The organism is Candidatus Roizmanbacteria bacterium (genome assembly GCA_016700135.1).
Classification (GTDB): Bacteria; Patescibacteriota; Microgenomatia; order UBA1406; family GWC2-37-13; genus UBA1450.
Map to the genome: position 1 here is coordinate 1,061,516 of CP065004.1, position 19,632 is coordinate 1,081,147.

The 19,632-nt window shown below is 44.0% G+C and carries 19 protein-coding genes, 1 tRNA gene and 1 CRISPR repeat array; of the genes, 4 read left to right on the plus strand and 16 right to left on the minus strand.

What is annotated here, in order from left to right; genetic code table 11:
• Positions 1 to 9 precede the first annotated feature (9 nt).
• From pheT to trpS, 10 genes are all read right to left on the minus strand, one after another.
• Positions 10 to 2,028: a phenylalanine--tRNA ligase subunit beta gene (gene pheT, locus IPM65_05570; protein ID QQS43590.1), complete on the minus strand. Its 2,019-nt coding sequence runs from the start codon at positions 2,026 to 2,028 to the stop codon at positions 10 to 12.
• Positions 2,029 to 2,030: 2 nt separating this feature from the next.
• Entirely contained in the window at positions 2,031 to 3,077 is a 1,047-nt protein-coding gene (gene pheS / locus IPM65_05575) for a phenylalanine--tRNA ligase subunit alpha (protein ID QQS43591.1), read from the minus strand.
• 118 nt (positions 3,078 to 3,195) lie between these two features.
• Positions 3,196 to 3,543: a 50S ribosomal protein L20 gene (gene rplT / locus IPM65_05580; GenBank protein QQS43592.1), complete on the minus strand. Its 348-nt coding sequence runs from the start codon at positions 3,541 to 3,543 to the stop codon at positions 3,196 to 3,198.
• Between the two features lie 17 nt (positions 3,544 to 3,560).
• Positions 3,561 to 3,764 carry a 50S ribosomal protein L35 gene (rpmI, locus tag IPM65_05585; GenBank protein QQS43593.1) on the minus strand — a complete coding sequence of 68 codons (204 nt, stop codon included), beginning with the start codon at positions 3,762 to 3,764 and terminating at the stop codon, positions 3,561 to 3,563.
• Between the two features lie 67 nt (positions 3,765 to 3,831).
• Entirely contained in the window at positions 3,832 to 4,377 is a 546-nt protein-coding gene (locus IPM65_05590) for a translation initiation factor IF-3 (GenBank protein ID QQS43594.1), read from the minus strand.
• Positions 4,378 to 4,498: 121 nt separating this feature from the next.
• Positions 4,499 to 5,770, minus strand: coding sequence for a threonine synthase (gene thrC, locus IPM65_05595; GenBank protein ID QQS43595.1), 1,272 nt, complete (start codon positions 5,768 to 5,770; stop codon positions 4,499 to 4,501).
• Positions 5,767 to 6,396 carry a hypothetical protein gene (locus tag IPM65_05600; protein QQS43596.1) on the minus strand — a complete coding sequence of 210 codons (630 nt, stop codon included), beginning with the start codon at positions 6,394 to 6,396 and terminating at the stop codon, positions 5,767 to 5,769. Before IPM65_05600 ends, thrC begins: the two co-directional genes overlap by 4 nt.
• An 18-nt stretch (positions 6,397 to 6,414) precedes the next feature.
• Positions 6,415 to 8,151: a threonine--tRNA ligase gene (locus IPM65_05605; protein ID QQS43597.1), complete on the minus strand. Its 1,737-nt coding sequence runs from the start codon at positions 8,149 to 8,151 to the stop codon at positions 6,415 to 6,417.
• Positions 8,152 to 8,346: 195 nt separating this feature from the next.
• Positions 8,347 to 8,865, minus strand: coding sequence for a prepilin-type N-terminal cleavage/methylation domain-containing protein (locus IPM65_05610; protein ID QQS43598.1), 519 nt, complete (start codon positions 8,863 to 8,865; stop codon positions 8,347 to 8,349).
• Positions 8,866 to 8,907: 42 nt separating this feature from the next.
• Positions 8,908 to 9,903, minus strand: coding sequence for a tryptophan--tRNA ligase (gene trpS / locus IPM65_05615; protein ID QQS43599.1), 996 nt, complete (start codon positions 9,901 to 9,903; stop codon positions 8,908 to 8,910).
• A gap of 60 nt (positions 9,904 to 9,963) precedes the next feature.
• Here trpS and IPM65_05620 point away from each other — a divergent pair, with 60 nt between their 5' ends.
• A complete protein-coding gene (locus tag IPM65_05620; protein QQS43600.1) occupies positions 9,964 to 11,961 on the plus strand; it encodes a hypothetical protein in 1,998 nt (665 codons plus the stop codon).
• A gap of 17 nt (positions 11,962 to 11,978) precedes the next feature.
• Here IPM65_05620 and IPM65_05625 read toward each other — a convergent pair whose 3' ends face one another.
• From IPM65_05625 to IPM65_05635, 3 genes are all read right to left on the minus strand, one after another.
• The gene (locus tag IPM65_05625) at positions 11,979 to 12,185 is read right to left on the minus strand and encodes a hypothetical protein (GenBank protein ID QQS43601.1); all 207 of its coding nucleotides are present in this window, start codon (positions 12,183 to 12,185) and stop codon (positions 11,979 to 11,981) included.
• 11 nt (positions 12,186 to 12,196) lie between these two features.
• A tRNA-Val gene (locus IPM65_05630) sits at positions 12,197 to 12,270 on the minus strand.
• A gap of 31 nt (positions 12,271 to 12,301) precedes the next feature.
• A CRISPR array of direct repeats spans positions 12,302 to 13,175; the repeat unit is 27 nt; unit sequence CTCCGCCGGTTGGCGGATGAGCTATAC.
• Between the two features lie 148 nt (positions 13,176 to 13,323).
• Entirely contained in the window at positions 13,324 to 13,833 is a 510-nt protein-coding gene (locus IPM65_05635; protein ID QQS43602.1) for an adenylyltransferase/cytidyltransferase family protein, read from the minus strand.
• An 80-nt stretch (positions 13,834 to 13,913) separates the two neighbouring features.
• On the opposite strand from IPM65_05635, the gene IPM65_05640 reads away from it, so the two are divergent.
• The 3 genes from IPM65_05640 to IPM65_05650 all read left to right on the plus strand — a co-directional run bounded on the left by IPM65_05640 (position 13,914) and on the right by IPM65_05650 (position 15,746).
• Positions 13,914 to 14,333: a DNA-binding protein gene (locus tag IPM65_05640; GenBank protein ID QQS43603.1), complete on the plus strand. Its 420-nt coding sequence runs from the start codon at positions 13,914 to 13,916 to the stop codon at positions 14,331 to 14,333.
• Positions 14,334 to 14,398: 65 nt separating this feature from the next.
• Positions 14,399 to 15,028: an aquaporin gene (locus IPM65_05645; protein QQS43604.1), complete on the plus strand. Its 630-nt coding sequence runs from the start codon at positions 14,399 to 14,401 to the stop codon at positions 15,026 to 15,028.
• Between the two features lie 43 nt (positions 15,029 to 15,071).
• Positions 15,072 to 15,746: an IS1595 family transposase gene (locus IPM65_05650; GenBank protein ID QQS43605.1), complete on the plus strand. Its 675-nt coding sequence runs from the start codon at positions 15,072 to 15,074 to the stop codon at positions 15,744 to 15,746.
• Here IPM65_05650 and IPM65_05655 read toward each other — a convergent pair.
• The 3 genes from IPM65_05655 to IPM65_05665 form a co-directional block, all read right to left on the minus strand.
• Positions 15,738 to 16,457: a hypothetical protein gene (locus IPM65_05655; GenBank protein ID QQS43606.1), complete on the minus strand. Its 720-nt coding sequence runs from the start codon at positions 16,455 to 16,457 to the stop codon at positions 15,738 to 15,740. The two genes, IPM65_05650 and IPM65_05655, sit on opposite strands and share 9 nt — an antisense overlap.
• Before the next feature lie 149 nt (positions 16,458 to 16,606).
• Positions 16,607 to 17,539: a hypothetical protein gene (locus tag IPM65_05660; protein ID QQS43607.1), complete on the minus strand. Its 933-nt coding sequence runs from the start codon at positions 17,537 to 17,539 to the stop codon at positions 16,607 to 16,609.
• 8 nt (positions 17,540 to 17,547) lie between these two features.
• Entirely contained in the window at positions 17,548 to 19,596 is a 2,049-nt protein-coding gene (locus IPM65_05665) for a hypothetical protein (protein QQS43608.1), read from the minus strand.
• Between the last annotated feature and the right edge of the window lie 36 nt (positions 19,597 to 19,632).

Below are 19,632 nucleotides of genomic sequence, written 5' to 3' on the forward strand. Positions count from 1 at the left end.
AAGTTTCCGTTAAATAGTCTTTTGAATTTTTTCCAGCTCTTTTTTTGCATCTTCTTCTGTGATATTTTTTGAAGAATCGGCAAAATAAAAACGGATCGTCAGATTGTCCTTGTATCTATCAATTATTTCGATATTCTGCAGGAGGTGTGAGGTGTCATATGCCTTCTTTTCGAGTTCGCCATATACTCTCTCTTTCATGTCGATTGTCACATCAAGCTTAATTATCGCTGTCGTGACAGGGTCTTTGTATGGCTTCGTGATCGAATAATTGTTTTGGATGAAACCGAAGTCAATCTCTGCGATGTATACGTCTTCTGAAAGTGCCATGTTATCGGCATACTCTTTCTTCAGCATACCTAGTCGGCCGACCTGTTTGTCTCCGGACATAAGGGTTGTTGATGTGTTTTGAGAAAATAAGTCAGTTTCTTTCGGCTCGTAGGTGTAATTGTAGATATTAAGCTCTCTCATCAATCCTTCCACAATTCCTTTCAGATCAAAAAAATCTGTCGTAACCGCGATCCCGAGAATATATTGCTCTTCCGGAAGATCATTGTCACGGGGTATATAAATTTTTGCAATTTCAAATATCTTTAATATGTCCTTCTTACCCTGATTATCTTTAATATTTTTGACAAGTGACACGGCAAGAGACCGTCTCATATACTCAATCTCTTTTGAAATGGTGTTTGACAATTTCAGATGCTTTGAGGGATCCATACCGAGATTTTTCAGAAGCTCTTCTGATACCATTGAGTAATTGATGAACTCATGGAGTCCGATATGTTTCAGATAGTGTTTTGATTTGGAGATCGTTTTGAAAAGCATCTCCATATCATGCAGCTGCTTGATATAGATAAGCGGTGAAATGGTGTTCGGGAGATTGTAGTATCCGTATACCCGTGCGACTTCTTCAATGATATCTTCTTTGATATCGACATCGTCAGTGCGATATGTCGGAACGGTCACTTCAAAGTATACCCCGTCAGGATATGCCAGCTCTTCATTCTCATGACGTTTCACAGAAAAACCGAGATCTTCAAGAATGGCGGTGACTTTCTTTTCATCAATCGTCACGCCGATGACTCGATGGATATCCTTGAGATATACCTTTACTTTTTTCTCTTCGCGCTTGTGAGGATAAAGATCAACAAGTTCCGAAGCTGCATGTCCGCCGGTTGCTTCAAGAAGAAGATCAATACCGTATACAAAAGCCGTTTCGACCCGTTCGGGATCAAGTCCTTTTTCAAAGTATGTAGCGGCCATTGTCCGCTGTCCGGTTGTCATTGAAGTCTTTCTGATATGGCGCTTGTTATAAGTTTGCACAAAAAAGAGTACGTTTCTCGTATCTTCCGTTATGGATGAATTCTCGCCTCCCATGATCCCGCAGAGATCGATAATTCTACCTGATCCGTCTTCGATAATGATGTCATCTCCCGGAAGGGTAAATTCCTTTCCGTCCAGTGTGGTCATTTTTTCACCTTTTTTGCTGCGGCGGAGAATCATTTTCTGTCCTTTGATCTGATCAAAATCAAACATATGAGTCGGCTGCCCGAGTGAAAGCATTAGATAGTTTGAAATATCAATGACGTTATTGAGTGATCTGATGTCGGAAAGTTCCAGTCTTTTTTTGATAATTTCCGATGACGGCTTTATTTGTACATCAGAGATGACCATCGCCGTAAACCGTGAACAAAGTTCGGCATCCTCGATTGTGACATCAAGTTTATGTGTGGGCACCGGTTCTGCATGAAGATTTTCAAACGTATATTTTTCAAGCGGGTTAAATTTCAGTTTTGCCTTCTTTCCGAATTGAGGTAAAATCGCCTGAGCTTCCTGCGCGACTCCGAAAACACTTGCCATATCAATACGGTTTGACGTGATTTCGATATCAAATACATAATCATCACCGACTTTTTCCACCGTTTCGATCGACGGGCCGCTGAGTGAAAGATACTTCTGCATCTCATAGGGATCGGCATCCGTTTCAAGATACTCCAAAAGCCAGTCATACGTGATTTTGATATTCATAGTTAGAATTGTTCCAAAACTCTGATGTCGCCGTCATACAGCAGTCTCATATTGCTCAGTCCGATACCGGGCCGCATCATCATGACACGCTCTACACCAAAACCGAATGCCCAGCCGGTATACTCATCGGGATTGATACCGCCCGCTTTCAATACGTTCGGATGGACCATACCGGTTCCGCCCAGTTCAAGCCATCCCTGTTTGCAGAGACGGCATTTTTCACCGTTTACTTTACCCGTTCCCTGACAGATATCACAGGTGATATCTACTTCAAACGAAGGTTCGGTAAACTGGAAATGAAACGGACGAAGCCGTGTCTCGCGATCTTCTCCGAAAAACTGCTTGGCAAAATAATCAATTGTTCCTTTCAAATGAGTGATATTTATTCTTTTATCGACACACAGACCCTCAAACTGATGAAACATCGGTACATGAGATGCATCCCAATTCGGGCGGTACGTTTTGGCGATATTGATCATGCGAATCGGCGGTTTTCCGAGTCTCCGCATCTCTCTGTTTTGTCCGGATGATGTATGAGGTGTCAGTACCATCTTCCCGTGTTCTTTGTGCGGTTCGTAATCCATAAAAAAAGTCTCAAAATCGTCCCGAGCTGGATGATCTGACGGCATATTGAGAGCTTCAAATGAGAAGAATTCCCATTCTACTTCAGGGTATGACATGCGGATAAATCCGATTTTTTCGAAAATATGACTGATCTCTTCTATTGCATAGGTTACGAGATGAAGACTTCCCTGAGGATATTGTGTTGCAGGAAGTGTGGTATCTATCTTTTTTCTGCTGTTTTCGTTTTTCAACAGCTCAGTCCGCTTCGCTGATAATTCTTCCTGAATCTGCTGTTTTACGGTATTGATTTCCTGTCCGAATGTTTTCCTTTCTGAAGGATCGATATCTTTTATATTTTTCAGTTGCTGATTAATGATTCCGTTTCGTCCCAAATACTCAGTTTCGAGAATTTCAAGCGTATCAAGTTCTTTTAAGGTAGATAATTGTTCCTTGAATTGGAGCAGAAGTTCTTTAGGAGATTTCATGTAATAATAGTACCAGACTTAGAGAAAGAATTGACATTATGTCATCCCGAACGGATTTGAAGGATCCGGGATAAGGATTCTTCGGTTTCACCTCAGAATGACAGAGTCAGAAATAATCTTATTTCTTGACTTCTTCTACGATCTTATCAAAGACGGTCGGATGTTCAAGTGCAATCTGTGCCCAGATTTTCCTGTCAACTTTGGATTTTTTCTCCTTGAGTTTGTGAATAAACTCATTGTATTTCATGCCGTTTTCTTTCAAAGCTGCATTGATACGTGTGATCCAGAGTGAGCGAAAGTCACGTTTCTTAAGTTTTCGTCCTTTAAAGGCATACTCACCGGCATGCAAAACGGCTTCCTGTGCTTTTTTGAACTGAGTGCTTCGGGACATCCAATATCCTTTTGCAAGTTTCAGAACTCTATTATGTTTTCTTTTTGAGGCGATTCCGCCTTTTACACGTACCATATGATATAAGTTATTTCTTAGGCAACACCTAGCAACTGTTTAATTTTTTTCGCAGCACGACCTTCTACGTTCTTTTCAAGTCGCAGACTGCGGATTCGTTTACTGGATTTTTTTGACAAAAGATGTCGGAATTTCTGAGATCGGTGAGAAACCTTACCGGTTCCCGTGACCTTAAATCTTTTTGAGGCACCTTTATGTGTCTTTTGTTTATTTTTTGCCATAACTATTCGTTTGAAAGTTTATATTGTACCTGAAAATTTAAAAAAGTGTAACTGTAATCGTAACTGCTTATTTTTTTCTTGAAACAACTGCTCTTACGACGCGTCCTTCCAGCCGCGGCTCCTTCGAGATATTTACATCGCCCAGTCCCGCAATGAATTTATTCAAAAGATCAAAAGCCATTTGTTTTTTGACAATTTCACGGCCTTTCAGTGTTAAATTAAGACGAACTTGATTACCCTCATCCAAAAATTCCTTCGTCTTATTTATCATTCTTTCTAGATCGGCAGGGCCGATAAACAATGAAAGCTTGATATCTTTTACTACACTTTTCTTTGCCCCTTTCTTCGCTTCTTTCTGCTTTTTTTCCTGTTCGTACAAAAATTTCTTGAAGTCAGTGATTTTCGCGACGGGAGGCTTAGCGTTTTGAGCAATCAGCACCAGATCAAGTCCTCTTTTCGTAGCTTCGTCAAGTGCTTCATCCCGTGACAACACCCCAACCTGTTCCCCTTTGCTATCGATAACGCGCAGTTCCTGCTCTTGAATTCGTGAATTTGTGTAAAAGTACTTGCCTGTTTTATTCGTTCTGCTGCTAAAGTATCTTTGGTTCCTCAAGTTGGTAAAAGTGAATTTATCAATATACCCCGTAAAACAGAATGTATCACTAAGGATACATGCTCTGTCATATACGGGGTTTAGTTATTATAAATGGAAATTTATCTATTTGCAAGGCAATTCATCTATTGATAACAGCCTCTACAATGCGTTTCAGTTCACTATATGAGTTGCCTGAAGAAAAGACTGTTTGGGATTGATGATACGTCGGTTTTTGATCGGGTACAGTGATATCCGCTGACATCTTGATTTCCTCTGCAAATTTGACCGGGGAAGCGGTGGAAATAATGACGGGCGAGTCTAGCTTCAGGATATCAGCTGCCTTCCACGCGACTGCCGTATGCGGATCCAGAATGTAGCTATAAGTCTTATGTACTTTTTGCATCACTTGCTTCGTTTCTTCATCAGTCACTCGTACCGCAGTAAAAATTTCTTTAAAAAGTCCGTAATCACTTTTTACAGCATCCAGGATACGCTCAAAATTACTGGGATGTCCGATATCCATGGCCGTACTAAGAGTCTTGTGAGCGGGTTGCTTTTCATACATTCCCGTTTTGTAATATTTCACCACAGGATCATTGCTGTTGCAGGCAATGATGAGTTTTCTTATCGGAATCCCGATCATTTTTGCATACAAGCCCGCTGTTACATTTCCCATATTTCCTGAGGGGACAACGAATGTAAGATTATCCTCCCGAAGTTTGGCCCAGGAAGAAGCATAATAAATCAACTGCGGAAGCAATCGTCCGATATTGATGGAGTTTGCCGAGGTAAGATTGTATTTTTTAAAATCAGAATCGGTAAAGGCCTGTTTTACCATCTTTTGACAGTCATCAAATGTTCCTTCGACTTCGATCGGATATATGTTTCTGCCGACATGTGTCAGCTGTTCTCTCTGAAGTTTGCTGACTCTCCCTTTCGGAAAGAGAATTACGACTGATATATTGTCTTTTTCTGAAAATCCGTGTGCGACAGCACCGCCCGTATCACCGGATGTTGCCGTAATAATCAATGTTCTTCGATTGTTCTTCCTGAGATAGTATTCCATAATTCCCGGCAGGACATGGGCTGCAACATCTTTAAAAGCCATTGTCGGCCCGTGAAACAATTCCAGAATCCGTCGTTCTTGTACTGTCCGTATAGGAAGCGGAAATGACAGTCCTTCGGCAACGATCTTCATCAGTTCCGTTTGCGGAATGTCATCAATGAAAAGAGACAGTATTTTTGAGCCGATTTCTTCGATTGGTGCGCCCCGGAATGACGACAGCTCATCTCCGGAAAGGGAAGGAAACTTCTCAGGCACATACAATCCTCCGTCCGGAGCAAGTCCCTGAAAAACCGCATCTTTAAATGTTACAACGTCTGCATGTGTGCGGGTACTTCGGAATTTCATACTGCCTCGATATGTTCAATGAAATCTGAAGCCGTGAAGTCTTCCTGCCTGTGGATATCAAACGGGATGGTTATGTCAGCAATGTTCCCGTATTTTTTTGCCCGGAATGAGAGAAGATTCTGGTAACAACGCGCGAGAGCTTCTTCATTGGTTTCACCTTCCTTCGGCTTGTATGACTCTCCCCAGATAATCGGTTTGGGATTGCGTAAAAATTCCTGATAAATCTCCTGTTTTTTCTCTTCAGGTATGTCTAAATAGATAACAGAACTGATTTCTTTTAATCTTTTCAGAACACTACCCGTGGTGTATATTACGCTACCTGTAGTGTCTATAACTATTTTTTTCGGATTTCCGTTCATTGAAGTGATTTCGTCAAATATTTCCTCCATTACCTCGGTTTCAAAATCGAGGTATCGTTTACTTGTCTTCGGGTACTGAGGTTCATACGGATGTCCCATCCACTTTGCTACTTCATGGAGTCCCCGATATCCGTTTTTCCGCAGTTCAGGAGCAAGTCGCTTCTCAATCAGATCATCACATGTGATACGGGTGAAGCCGTGTTTTTGGAGCTCAAAAGCCCAGTATGTCTTGCCGGCACTTGACATGCCGACGAGTGAAATAATCATAAAAACGCTTATTAATAACTACTGTTTATCGCTGATTTGTTTGACAGCTGCTTTGGTGAAATCTTCAAGTTTCATTGTCTCCGTGTTGCCGTCTCTGGATCTTACATTCACTTCTCCCGCCTCGACCTCTTTATCTCCGATAACAAGCATGTACGGAATTTTGGCTTTTTGTGCCGTTCTGATTTTCTTCTGCATCGATTCGGATTTATCGTTGAGTTCTGATCGAATCGCTTTTTCAGTTAATTCATTCCTGACTTTTTCCGCGAACTCATTATGTCGGTCTGCAATCGGAATAATCTCCACCTGTACTGGTGCAAGCCAGAACGGAAATGCTCCGGCATAATGTTCGATCAGGATGGAAAGGAACCGTTCGATCGATCCCATGATTGCGGCATGGATCATGACAATGCGTTCTTCTTCTCCTTTTTCATTGACACATGTCAGATCAAACCGTTCGGGCATGTTCATATCAAGCTGAATTGTTGCAACCTGCCATTCACGGCCGAGCGAATCTTTTGCCATAAAATCAAGTTTCGGACCGTAAAAAGCCGCTTCTCCTTCCGCTTCTTCAGCCTCCGCATGGTGTTCTTTGATAATTTCGCGAAGCATGTTCTCGGCTTCCTGCCACTTATTTTCATCTCCGAGATATTTTTCCGGCTCTTTCGGATCATGGAGAGACAATCTGATTTTCAGATTGAATCCGAACGTACTGTAGAATGTCTGCACAATGTCCCAGATTTTCAGAAACTCATCCTTCACCTGTGAGAACCTTGCAAAAACATGTGCATCGTCCTGACTGAAAGCACGAACCCGCGAGAGTCCGGAAAGTTCACCAGTTTGTTCATCGCGATAACAGGTTGTCGTATTGGCGTATCGCTGCGGCAGTTCACGGAAACTCCATTTTTTGCGGGCATAGATCTGTGTATGATGCGGACAGTTCATCGGTTTCATGGCAAATTCGTGTCCTTCGCGTGTCGTAATTTTGAAAAGTTCATCAGAAAACTTTGCCCAGTGCCCTGATGTTTCATACAGTTCCTTTTTTGTAATATGCGGTATCTCAACCCGTGAATATCCTTTTTCCCGTCTCAGCTGCCAGACATATTCATCCAGCAGATTCCTGACAAGGGTTCCTTTTGGTGTCCAGAGCGGTAAGCCCGGTCCCACCAGTTCCGAAAAAACAAACAGATCAAGCTCTTTTCCCAATTTTTTGTGATCTCTTTTTTTTGCTTCATCACGTTGTGTGATAAAGGCCTCGAGTTCTTCTTTTGTCGGGAAAGCCGTACCGTAAATGCGGGTAAGCATGTTGTTCTTTTCGTTGCCTCGCCAGTAAGCTCCTGCGAGTGACATCAGTTTGAAGTGTCTCAGTTCTTCCTTCGGGTTTTCAATATGGCCTCCGCGGCAGAGGTCAATGAATTCTCCGGATTTATAAAGCGTGATTTCTTCTTTTTTTTCTTCGAGTTCTCTGATAATTTCCAGTTTGTATTCGTTTCCATTGAATTGATTCCGCGCTTTTTCTGCATCGACGGGGATTTTTTCAAAGCTTTCCCATTTCTTGACCAGTTCTCTCATTTTCTGTTCGATTTTACCCAGATCCTGCTCTGATATCGGTTCCTTAAATTCAAAGTCATAGTAAAAACCATCTTCTATCGGTGGTCCGATAGTCGGCTTTGTATCAGGATAAAGTTCAAGAACTGCCGCTGCCAATAGATGTGCGGCTGAGTGTCGGAGTGCATCAAGAGATTGCTGGTCTTTCATAAATTGAGTTTTCTTGCTTTGCAAGCTAAATGGTAATAATACGGTATATAAAAAAAATCCCTCCGTTTGGAGGGCTTCAAAAAATCACGTGACTACCCTCCGTTTAACGGATAATGTCGGTAGCGGTTGTGATTCGGTCCGTCGTTGTGATCATTAGTACAATTGTAACACTCTGCCATGATATGTCAACTTTGCTTAGGAACAGCTTGGATGGTAGGTTGCAAGTTGTGTCACGATGTCATCACCAGTGTTGAATAAACCGTCAGGACCGACGCTTCTTATAGAGTCCCGCCGGCAAGGGTTGGTGGGATATTCTCCGTCGTTTTCATCGACAACATACGGACTTCCCCAGGGATCACGGGTATATTCGGTGATATCACCGTATCCTGCTGCGGAAACGGTATTCATGACATTTATCCAACGCTGCATACAGATATGTGAAGTGGGGACATTGCGAAGATCGCCGGTATTGCATGCATTACAAAAACTGCAGTAATTTCCGGTGATTTGTCCGAACAACTGACCAGATTTTACCCGCGCTGTTTCTACGCCTTTTTTAATATCTTCCAAGTCAGTCTCAGCGCTTGAAACACGGGTGTCATCTATGGTACTTCTGAATGACGCGGCACCGACTGTGGCAATTACGCCGATTATGCCCAACACAATAACAAGTTCAAGAAGTGTAAATGCTTTGTTCATGTCCGGGAATGTCATATGTATACTATAATCAATTTTCTGTTGAAAATCACATCGGGGTCATGCTACTCCAACTGCATCTTTTACTTCTCTGAGTGTTTGTTCGGCAATAAGGTTTGCCTTTTCTGCACCTTTTTTGCGGAGTTCCGAAATACGATCCATATCGTGCTGCAGTTCTTCCTTTCGCTTTTTCATATCGGCAAAATACTCAAGGAAATAATTAAGAAGAATTTTTTTGATTTCGACATCACCGATTGTACCATTCTTATACCGCTCTTTCATATCTTCGAGTTTATTCCTCTCATACTCCATAAGCCCGAGATATGTAAATGCAACGTTTTTGTCCGGATCACCGGGATCAGTGGGATGAATACGGGCAGGATCGGTCGTGACTGACATAATTTGCTTTTTCACAATATCTTCAGAAGCAAAAATCGGAATATCATTTCCGAGTGATTTACTCATTTTGCGTTGGCCGTCAATACCGGGAACACGGGCAACATCCTTTTTGACAAATAGCTCAGGAACTTTCAGCACGTCTCCGTATCTGTTGTTGAATGTCCGCGCAATATCCCGGCAGATCTCAACATGCTGTGTCTGATCTTCACCCACAGGGATAACATCGGGATTAAATGCGAGAATATCAGCAGCCATAAGCACCGGATATGAAAACAGCCCGAAATTTATGGCATCCTGAGACACATCATTCTGCAGCTTATCTTTGTAGGCGTGCATCCTTTTGAGCTCCGCAACCGTCACTGCGTTATTCAGTATCGTCTGCAAATACGGAATGCTGTGAATATCGCTTTGGATATAAAATGTCGTCTTCTCAGGATCAAGACCGAAAGCCAGATATTCGATGAAAATATTCATCGTATTTTTATGTACTTCCTCAGGGTCAAAAACATTATTCAGTGCATGAAGATTCGCTATAAAGTAAAAACAATCACCTTTCTCCTGAAATTCAATGTGAGGTTTGACTGCTCCAAGATAATTTCCGAGATGAAGTCCTTTGGCTGAACTCGGCGTTATTCCAGATAGTATTCGTTTTTGCATATTACTCTCACCATTATAGCATCGTTTTTCCGTATAATGAAAACATACGAGGTCATTTTTATGGCGAAGAAACCAATTAATTTTCATTCTTTACTACTGCCGGGAATACTGCTTCTTCTTACTCTTGCGGCCGGCGGAGTGATTTTCTTTGCGCTGAAACAAAGTGATACGTCAGAGAAGCACGAAACAATCCAGGATATCCCCACAGAGGCTTCTCAATCGACAAATATTTTGGTTTATGATGTGACAGCCCCTGATACGGCTTTTACGGGAACGGCAAAGGAAAAAAATACTGAAGCGAGCGTACCTCTTAAGTTCAGAACAATTCGGTCTACTGATTATGACTATGACGACGAACGGGAACAGTACAAGACAACCGTTGTGCGACTGGCCACACGGACTGATATGACATTAGCGGTAACTATTCCGGGCAACCCGACCAGTGCCGTGCTGAGAAGTCCGACAGCTGATCTCCCGGTGACTGTCTCAGGCGGGGTGGTGACGTTTGACTTACCGGCGATACCCGGAAATTATTACTTAAAAACGAATCTGCCGGATGAAGGCGAGTACATCCAAACAATGGTATTCTGGGTAGATAAACTTGATGACATCACCGTTACCAAGCCGACACAGGCAACTGAAGTATTGCCGGGGCAACCTCTTCAGGCCGTGATCGACGGTGCTCAACCGGGAACGATGATTTATCTTGCGCCTGGTATCCACTCGGCATCAGGAATTCGAATCGATTCAAAGAATGATATCTCACTTATTTTTCATCCGAATGCCGTTTTAAATCAGACTTCAACCGACGAGAAATTTATCGATATAAACAGGTCCTCAAACGTGACAATAAAGGGGCCGGGAGAAATCCGGGCAGCCAAAGGTAACGGTCAAACAGTCTTATATGCACATGACTCCAACAACCTGATTCTTAACGACTTTTTCATCTATAAAATCCATCATCGTGACGGCTGGACTCTTCATGTGTACCGTGATGACACCGTGCAGGTCAACCAGGTGAGAATTATTTCCGGAAATGACGGAACAGATCCTGACAGCTCGAAGAACGTGACTTACAACAATATTTACATCGAAGCTCAGGATGATGCTGTAGCGATTAAGACACGGGGAGGAGAAGCAAATACCATTACGCTTAACAACGTTTTAGCAAAATCCGCCGCATCGTCTTTGAAAATCGGAGAGGCAACGGTTGATTCTTTGACGACCAATATTACTTTCAAAAACAGTACGGTATTTGACAGTGATCGCGCTCTGGTGGTGATGCCACGCGGCAACGGACGGATCGGGAATGTGCTCTATCAAAATATCCGGGTACTTTCGATGAGATCAAATAAGGAAGGGAGAACGATTCGTGTACTGAAATCCGCAACGGATACAAGCGGCAGTATATTTGACGGGTCCTCCATTGTGTTTGATAATGTGTATGCAGAGTTTATCAAACCTGCTGAAATCAGACAGGCTGTGACGATCAAACATTCCAGGTTTGTTTCAAATGGTGGGATGAATATGTTTCCGGATACCTGTCCAACATTGATCAACCTGACTCTCGAAGGAGGGGCGACGACAACCTGTACTATCCAAACGGAACCGACGTATACTCCTACTCCGACTGTGGGAGGTACCACACCTACTCCTACTTCTCCTGCTGCTACGGCAACAGTCCCACCGGGGACAACACCGACTCCTACTGCCGCAGCATCAACTCCGACACCGACAACGACAGCCCCGACCCCTACTCATACGGCTACGCCCACCTTGACTCCTACTCCTACATTGACGCCGACTCCCACCGCTACCCCGACTCCTACATCCACACCAACTCCGACCAGTACGCCGACTCCAACATCTACTCCGACGCCTACATTTACCCCGACTCCCACGTTTACTCTTACTCCTACTCCGACTCAAACACCGGTGCCGACTGCAACATTTACACCTGTACCTGAGCTGAAAGTAAACGGTCAGCCGCCGGGATTCAATCCTCTCTACTTTGTAGGTATTCCTCTCATGATAATTATTGCGGCGCTGCTAATGTAGAAAAGTGAGTTGGTTATTTATTCATCAGGCATGATGCCGCGCTCAGTAAGTTGATTTCTGAGGTTCAGCATCTGATCATATGCATCTGCTGTCGGGTCTCGTTCGGCTGATTCCATCAAAAACGAATTGTCTGCTTGATGCGGTATGACAGACAACTGCATAAGAAGTATTTGATATCGGAGAAGAAGAATCTGATCCTGATGGGGTAATGAAACATGTTCCATACGGGAAAGTGTGGGCGTATCAGGACTTGAACCTGAGACCTTTACAATGTCAATGTAACGCTCTAGCCAACTGAGCTATACGCCCTGTGAACGCTCTAGCCTCCGCCGGCTGGCGCCTCCGCCGGTTGGCGGATGAGCTATACGCCCTGTGAACGCTTCTGGCCTATGAGCCTCCGCCGGTTGGCGGATGAGCTATACGCCCTACGCCCTGGCGGATGAACGCCCTGTCTAGCCTCCGCCGGTTGGCGGATGAGCTATACGCCCTGTGAACGTTTCTAGCCTCCGCCGGTTGGCGGATGAGCTATACGCCCTGGCGGATGAACGCTGTGAACGTTTCCAGCCTCCGCCGGTTGGCGGATGAGCTATACGCCCTGTGAACGCTCTAGCCTCCGCCGGTTGGCGGATGAGCTATACGCCCTGTGAACGCTTCAGCCTCCGCCGGTTGGCGGATGAGCTATACGCCCTGTGAACGCTTGGCGGATGAGCTATACGCCCTGTGAACGTTTCCAGCCGGTTGGCGGATGAGCTATACGCCCTGTGAACGCTCTGGCCTCCGCCGGTTGGCGGATGAGCTATACGCCCTGTGAACGCTTCCTCCGGTTGGCGGATGAGCTATACGCCGGTTGGCCGGATGAGCTATACGCCCTGTGAACGCTCTAGCCTCCGCCGGTTGGCGGATGAGCTATACGCCCTGTGAACGCTCTAGCCTCCGCCGGTTGGCGGATGAGCTATACGCCCTGTGAACGCTCTGGCCTCCGCCGGTTGGCGGATGAGCTATACGCCCTGTGAACGTTTCTGGCCTCCGCCGGAACGCTCTAGCCTCCGCCGGTTGGCGGATGAGCTATACGCCCTGTGAACGCTCTCCAGCCTCCGCCGGTTGGCGGATGAGCTATACGCCCTGTGAACGCTCTAGCCTCCGCCGGTTGGCGGATGAGCTATACGCCCTGTGAACGTTTCTCTAGCCTCCGCCGGTTGGCGGATGAGCTATACGCCCTAACGCTTCTAGCCTCCGCCGGTTGGCGGATGAGCTATACGCCCTGTGAACGTTTCAGCCTCCGCCGGTTGGCGGATGAGCTATACGCCCTTTCAAAATCAATACGTTATATTATACCAACCGTCTCAAAATAATTCGAACAATTTATTCGGAAGAAGATTCCTGCTGAGGCTGCGAGTACAATGCCACTGCTTTATCAATGACTTCGCGTGTCGAATATCGCGGATCATATTTTACGGTTTGTATCGTTCCTTCAATCTGCTTTATCACTGCTTCCTCGGGCAGCTGTCCTTTTTTATAATCTCCGGCGAGGACATATATGGTCGGCTTAATTTCCCCGATAAGATTTGATGCATTTTTTTCTGCATACGATACGACATAATCAACTAATGATACTGATGCCAGAACCTTCATGCGATGTTCGAGTGAATTGACAGGCCCTTTAGGATTGGCAAATTGCTTTATCGCGTCATCTGACTGCACACCTGCGAAAACTACATCACCGTGTGACCTTGCCTGCTCAAGAAAATAAATGTGTCCCGGATGTAGGATATCAAAAACTCCATTTACGAGCACAACTACTTTACTGATTGATTTAAAGTTGTACGATAGGTTTGCGGCAAAATCAAGTTCGGCAACTACTTTATTTTCCATAGAATAGTTTTATTGTAGCGTATTTTTTGTGATATTTTCAAAGGGATCCCTCGATTTGACGAACATGCTACAATGACCGTATGAACATCATCAAACAACAAAGTAACTCATACATTCTGAGATTTGACCGCGGTGAAGAGTTTATTTCAGCAATACAGGACTTCTGCACGAAAAACAATATTAAGTCCGGATATTTTCACGGTATCGGGGCCTGTCATAAACTGGAGCTGTCTTGGTACAACCTTCAGACAAAAAAGTATGAAACAAAGGTTATTGAGGAAAATCTTGAAATTACATCTTTGACCGGGAATATTGCATTGATTGACGGCTCGGTTTTTGCACATACTCACGGTGTTTTCGGGGGCAGGCAACTTCAGGCAATAGCGGGGCATGTCAAAAGTATGGAAATATCTGCAACCTGTGAGATCAAACTTGATATTTTTGAAGGGACAATCGAACGCATATTTGATGAAGCGACAGGTCTCAAGCTGATGAAGTGAGTGAGGTTCCGATAAGGGTAAATTTTGCTATACTGAATACATTATCCATTAACTAATCGTATCCTATGCTACGGAAAAATTTCATTGAATTTCTCGGTACATTTTTTCTGGTTTTGACTGTCGGTATTTCCCAGAATCCTTTTGCCATCGGAGGAGTCCTAGCAGCACTTGTCTATATGGGCGGATATATTTCCGGAGCACATTACAATCCGGCCGTTACATTGGCGGCGCTTCTTAACGGCAAGATCAATTTGAAAGCTGCGCTGCAGTATATGGTCGTACAGCTTTTGGCAGGTGTAGTTGCTGCCGCCGCTGTCGAGACGATCAATGATACCGCTTTTATTCCCACTGTCGCAGAAGGTGCCAAAATGAGTTCTGCGCTTCTTGTCGAAGTTCTTTTTACATTTTTATTAGCGTTTGTAGTATTACATGTAGCCTATTCAGATAAGGTTAAAAATAATCATTATTACGGCGCTGCTATCGGCCTGACGCTAATGACTGCGGCTTTTATCGGCGGGCCAACATCAGGCGGTGCTTTCAATCCGGCAGTCGGCCTGAGTCCGTATCTGTATAAATTTGCCGATCTCAGCAAGAATATTGATGCGGCAGGTTTTTATCTGATCGGTCCGATGATCGGGGGGATTTTGGCCGGTATGGCGTACAAAATGACGCAGTCTATAAAGACAACAAAGTAATTATTAAGGCTCTAGACTAGCAGAGTAGTGCTAAACTAGAGGTATGGTTTGTAACAATAGGCCGATATCAAAATACAAGAGAAAAAAGATACTATGGTGTTTTGCACACGATCTGAGTGCTACACAGACCTCTGGTATTTTGGGTCTCAACCGCAATACAGTCAACAAATATTACAATAATATTCGTCAACTCATATATCATCACCAAGTGCACCAGATGCAACGATATGTTGGTGGTGAGATAGAAATTGATGAATCATACTTTGGACCTCGAAGGATGAGAGGCAAGTCAAGTAAAAGAGGTCGTGGGACGTCATTTAAGCAGGTAGTATTTGGGATATATGAGCGTCAAGGACGTGTATTTACTCGTATCATTCCAAACTGTAAAAGAAGAACGCTACATGCTGTTATGAAGGGAAAGATTGACTTGAACAGTACTGTATATTCAGATTCGTGGAGCGGATACAACGGACTTGTTGATGTCGGGTATGACAAACATTTGAGAATCAATCACAAGAAAAATGAGTTCTCAAATACAAAAGGGGTCCATATCAATGGCATAGAGTCATTCTGGTCCTTTTGTAAAAGACGTCTCGTTAAGTTCAATGGTGTAAAGAAAAACTTTCCATTACACTTGAAAGAGTGTGAATGGAGATGGAGCAAATCCCCATCGATCCTTTACAATGAACTATTACAAATTGTTAATGTGCTAGTATAGAGCCAAAGTATTTGACCCGGTAATATTGGTATTAATCAGGTTGAACAAATCGACCTGTACTCTGCTGTCTCCCGTCATAATAATTCCGTCAGGTATAAGCAACACGTTTTTACCGGTGTCAGCAATTGCCTGAATCGTCGTCTCCACTTCTGCATCATTTTCGTTGATGGTTTCACTCTGGATTGCAGATTCAGTACTGACCAGTATGTTTTGACAGCTATCGGTTAAATTCAAGATGTCCTGAGTGTCGAAGTTATGAGATAAGATAAGCATGCAATTACCTGCACCTGTAATATTGGTATTTATAACATTGTCCACAGTGACTACGTTTTCAGCATTTCCCGTTCGGATAACCGGTGCTGTCAGTGTTACGGTAGGTACCGGTGTTACTTCTTGAACAATCACACTGCTCGGGCTGGCTTCTTCTGTAGATTGTTCCGATTTGATTAAGTCATCCGTAGTCATATCGATAGTGGGAATCACCGTGGGAGTAATTTCAGTAACCGGGATCGGTGGGGTAGTAATCAATTCTTCAGGTGTCGGTGAGATTTCTGTCTCAGGTGTGAGACTCGGTTCAGGCACGGGTGTTTCTGTAACTGCTTCTTCGACTGACGGTGTGGGAGAAATATCCGGAGTTTCCGTGACTGCAAAAACGGCAAGAGGCTGTGCTATCGTCAACGTGAAAATGAGAAGGAATGTTAGGTATTTCATAGTCAATTCCGTAATTTATTTCAGGTCTTTTTAGTAAAAAATCTGAAATAAACAACGTTTCTTACAGACTGGCTTGTCCGAACAAGGTACAATATCTTATCTTTCCGTGCCCCGGGGATTTTCCCCGGGGCACTGGAAACCCTACAAGATTAACTCAACCAAAAGAAAAGCATATCCATAATATTTCCGATAAAGGAACTATTTGAATTGCCTTCCGCAGCAGAGCCAACTTGTACACCTGCTCCACCAGTCATCATTCCGGTTCCGCCGATGTTGTCATCAGCGTCATTGTGACCTGAATTGGTATGTGTCATGATACTTTGCAATACAGTCATCAAATTTGAACTCGATGAGCTCATAGATGTACTTGTATGTACATTTGTGTCTGTATCAAGATCATCTCCCGTGTTAACGATACTGGTCATATTCCCTCCTTCGTGAGAAGAAAGTGAACTCATTCCCCCACCAAGTCCGATTGCTGTTGTGTTGTCATTGACATCAACGTCAAAACCAACGGCAGCAGCAGCGTTACCTGTGGTAAGAGTCGGTCCAGAACCAATATTGTCATCAGCATCATTATGTCCGGTGTTAGCATGAATGTTTGCAGCTTGTTGGACGAATGCAGAATTCATACTGTTTACTGAAACATTCGTGGTAGAATTTGCAGAAGTATCAATATCTGCATCATCTCCCGTGTTGACGATATCCGTCAAATTGGAATCACCGTCTCCGCTACTCACTGCAATAGCTGTCTGATTCTCATTTGCATCGACATCTAGACCGATTTGTGAAAGTGCGCTACCTGTCATAATTGACGTTCCGGCACCATTCAAACTGATATTTCCGTCAGCAGAATTGTGACCAGTGTTAACATGTGCCTGTACTTGTTGAGTAATGGCAGCTACGTTGGTATTTGACACATTCACATTTGTTGATGTTGATGAGGAAGTTGTCACCTGTGCATCATCACCGCTGTTGACGATATTTGTGGTATCGGAAGCGGCAAAAGCTGCCGGTGTTGCAACCAGCCCCATTATTGCGAGCATTGAGATTCCAGTTAGTAACATTTTCTTATTTAGCATATTTCTATTCACCCCCTTTCATCAATTTTGAACGTATAACTTCTGGAAGCGTATGTAGTTTTCCTTAATACTCCGCCGGAAAGCAAGACTGCGAGCGATGCAAGCAAAAAGGAAATCATATCTTCAGGACCCGTGGTAGGAAGTCTGCTTACGGATGCTCCAAGCACATCTCCCGTGGTGAAGGGAACGCCGCCTTTATATCCTGTTGTAGATGTCGAAGCCAGTGTTGTTCCTCCACCGCCGGTTTTGGTTCCTCCGTTATTTCCCCCGTTGCCTGTCGGTGTTGTGGTCGGTGTTGCGGTAGGATTCGGTCCGGATGTCGGTGTAGGTGTGACTGTAGGGTCCTGAGTCGGTGTGGGTGTGGGTGACGGATCGGCTTTTGCTATAACCTGACAGCCAACTTCAGTTTTGTTTGTATTTGCATTGGCCTCAGTTTGCACGGCCAGAACAGCGTCGCCTGTCCCGATAATACCTGTCTGACTGCCGATATTTCTGCTTGAGGTATTGGATCCAGTGTCTACCTGTCCTGTGATTTTTTGGACAAGGAATGCTTTATTGGTATTTGTCACGGAAATATCTGTTGTACTTGTTGTTGAAGTATCAGTCTGGAGATTGTCTCCGGTGTTTATGATTTCCGTATTTTGTCCTGAAGTTCCGCATGCTGTATATAGCGGATCACTACTGCTGCTGTCAGCGACCGGGTCGTTTGTTTCTTCCTTTAGGGTTGCGGAATTTTCATTCGCTTTTGCGTCCATTTTCACAATGACGGCAGCGTCTCCAGTAAATATGACCCCTGCGTCGCCGCCGAAGCTAATATTTCTGTTGGCCGTATTATATCCGGTATTGGCTACGGCATTGACCTGTTGATTGATTGCAGCCTTGTTTGTGTTTGTGACATCAGTATTAGTTGTGTCAGATGAAGATGTATCTGAAGTTGTATTGTCTCCGGTGTTGAGTATATCGGTACTGTTTTGGCTACTGTTTCCGTTGTTTGCAATCGTTGTGCTGTTGTCGTTTGCATCTGCTTTCATGTCTACATATACCAGTGCATCTCCGGTTTGAATTATTCCCGCACTTCCCGCAAGTCCGATATTGCGGTCAGCATGATTGTGCCCTGTATTTGCCATGCAGAGTGCTTGACCTGCTCCGCAGCTTTGTGAGATGAGTGCAGAGTTACTGTTCCTTATCGTGGTCGAGCGTTGCTTCATCAATCTGGAAGCAAAGTCATTATTGTCTCCGGTGTTTACGAGGATGATAGATGCTCCGCTGCCCGGTCCGTTGCCATTACTGTCTCCCCCGATAAGGATGACACTTCCGTTTGCAGTCGCGAGAAAGTTGGTAGAGGTATATGCCGAACCTGTCAGTATAACTCCGGCACTCCCGCCGATACTGATGTTTCCGTCTGCGGTATTGTGTCCGGTATTAGCCTCAGTCTGAGCCTGCTGATTTATTACCGTTTCATTGTTATTGTTTACCATTGTTAACGTTGTATTTTGCGATGATGATGTCTTAGTCATACCGTTACCGGTATTAGTTGTATCGGAAGAAGTATTTGAAGTAGCCCCTGAGTATCCAATGGATGTTGTATTTTTATTCGTATCTGCTTTTGCGGTTGTCTGAACTCCGGCATTCCCTGTCACAATAATTCCTGCATTACCGCCGAAACTGATATTTTTACCCGCTTCATTGTGTCCGGTATTGGCCGTTGCCGTCACCTGTTGATTGACGGCAGCTGTATTGTTGTTATCTACTGCAGTTTCGGATGTACTCTCTGATTGATTTGTTTCCGAAACGTTATCTCCTGTATTAACCGTCGTATTTGACTGCTCTTGAGTAGGTTGTGTGGTTTCCTGTGTATTATTTTGTTCCTGATTTGAGGTTTGAAGTTCCTGTTGGGCCTGTGTTTGTATCTGTTCGGTCAGCGTATTCTTATCAGGAGGAGGGGTTTCTTCGGCCCAGGCGATGGGTAAAGGAAACAGAATCAAACTCAATGTAAGGTAACTAAATAAAGAGAATGAAACTGCTGTTCTGATAAATTTTGCTATATGTATTTTCATAATAAATAACAAAGCTATTTACAAATTTTGTTATGG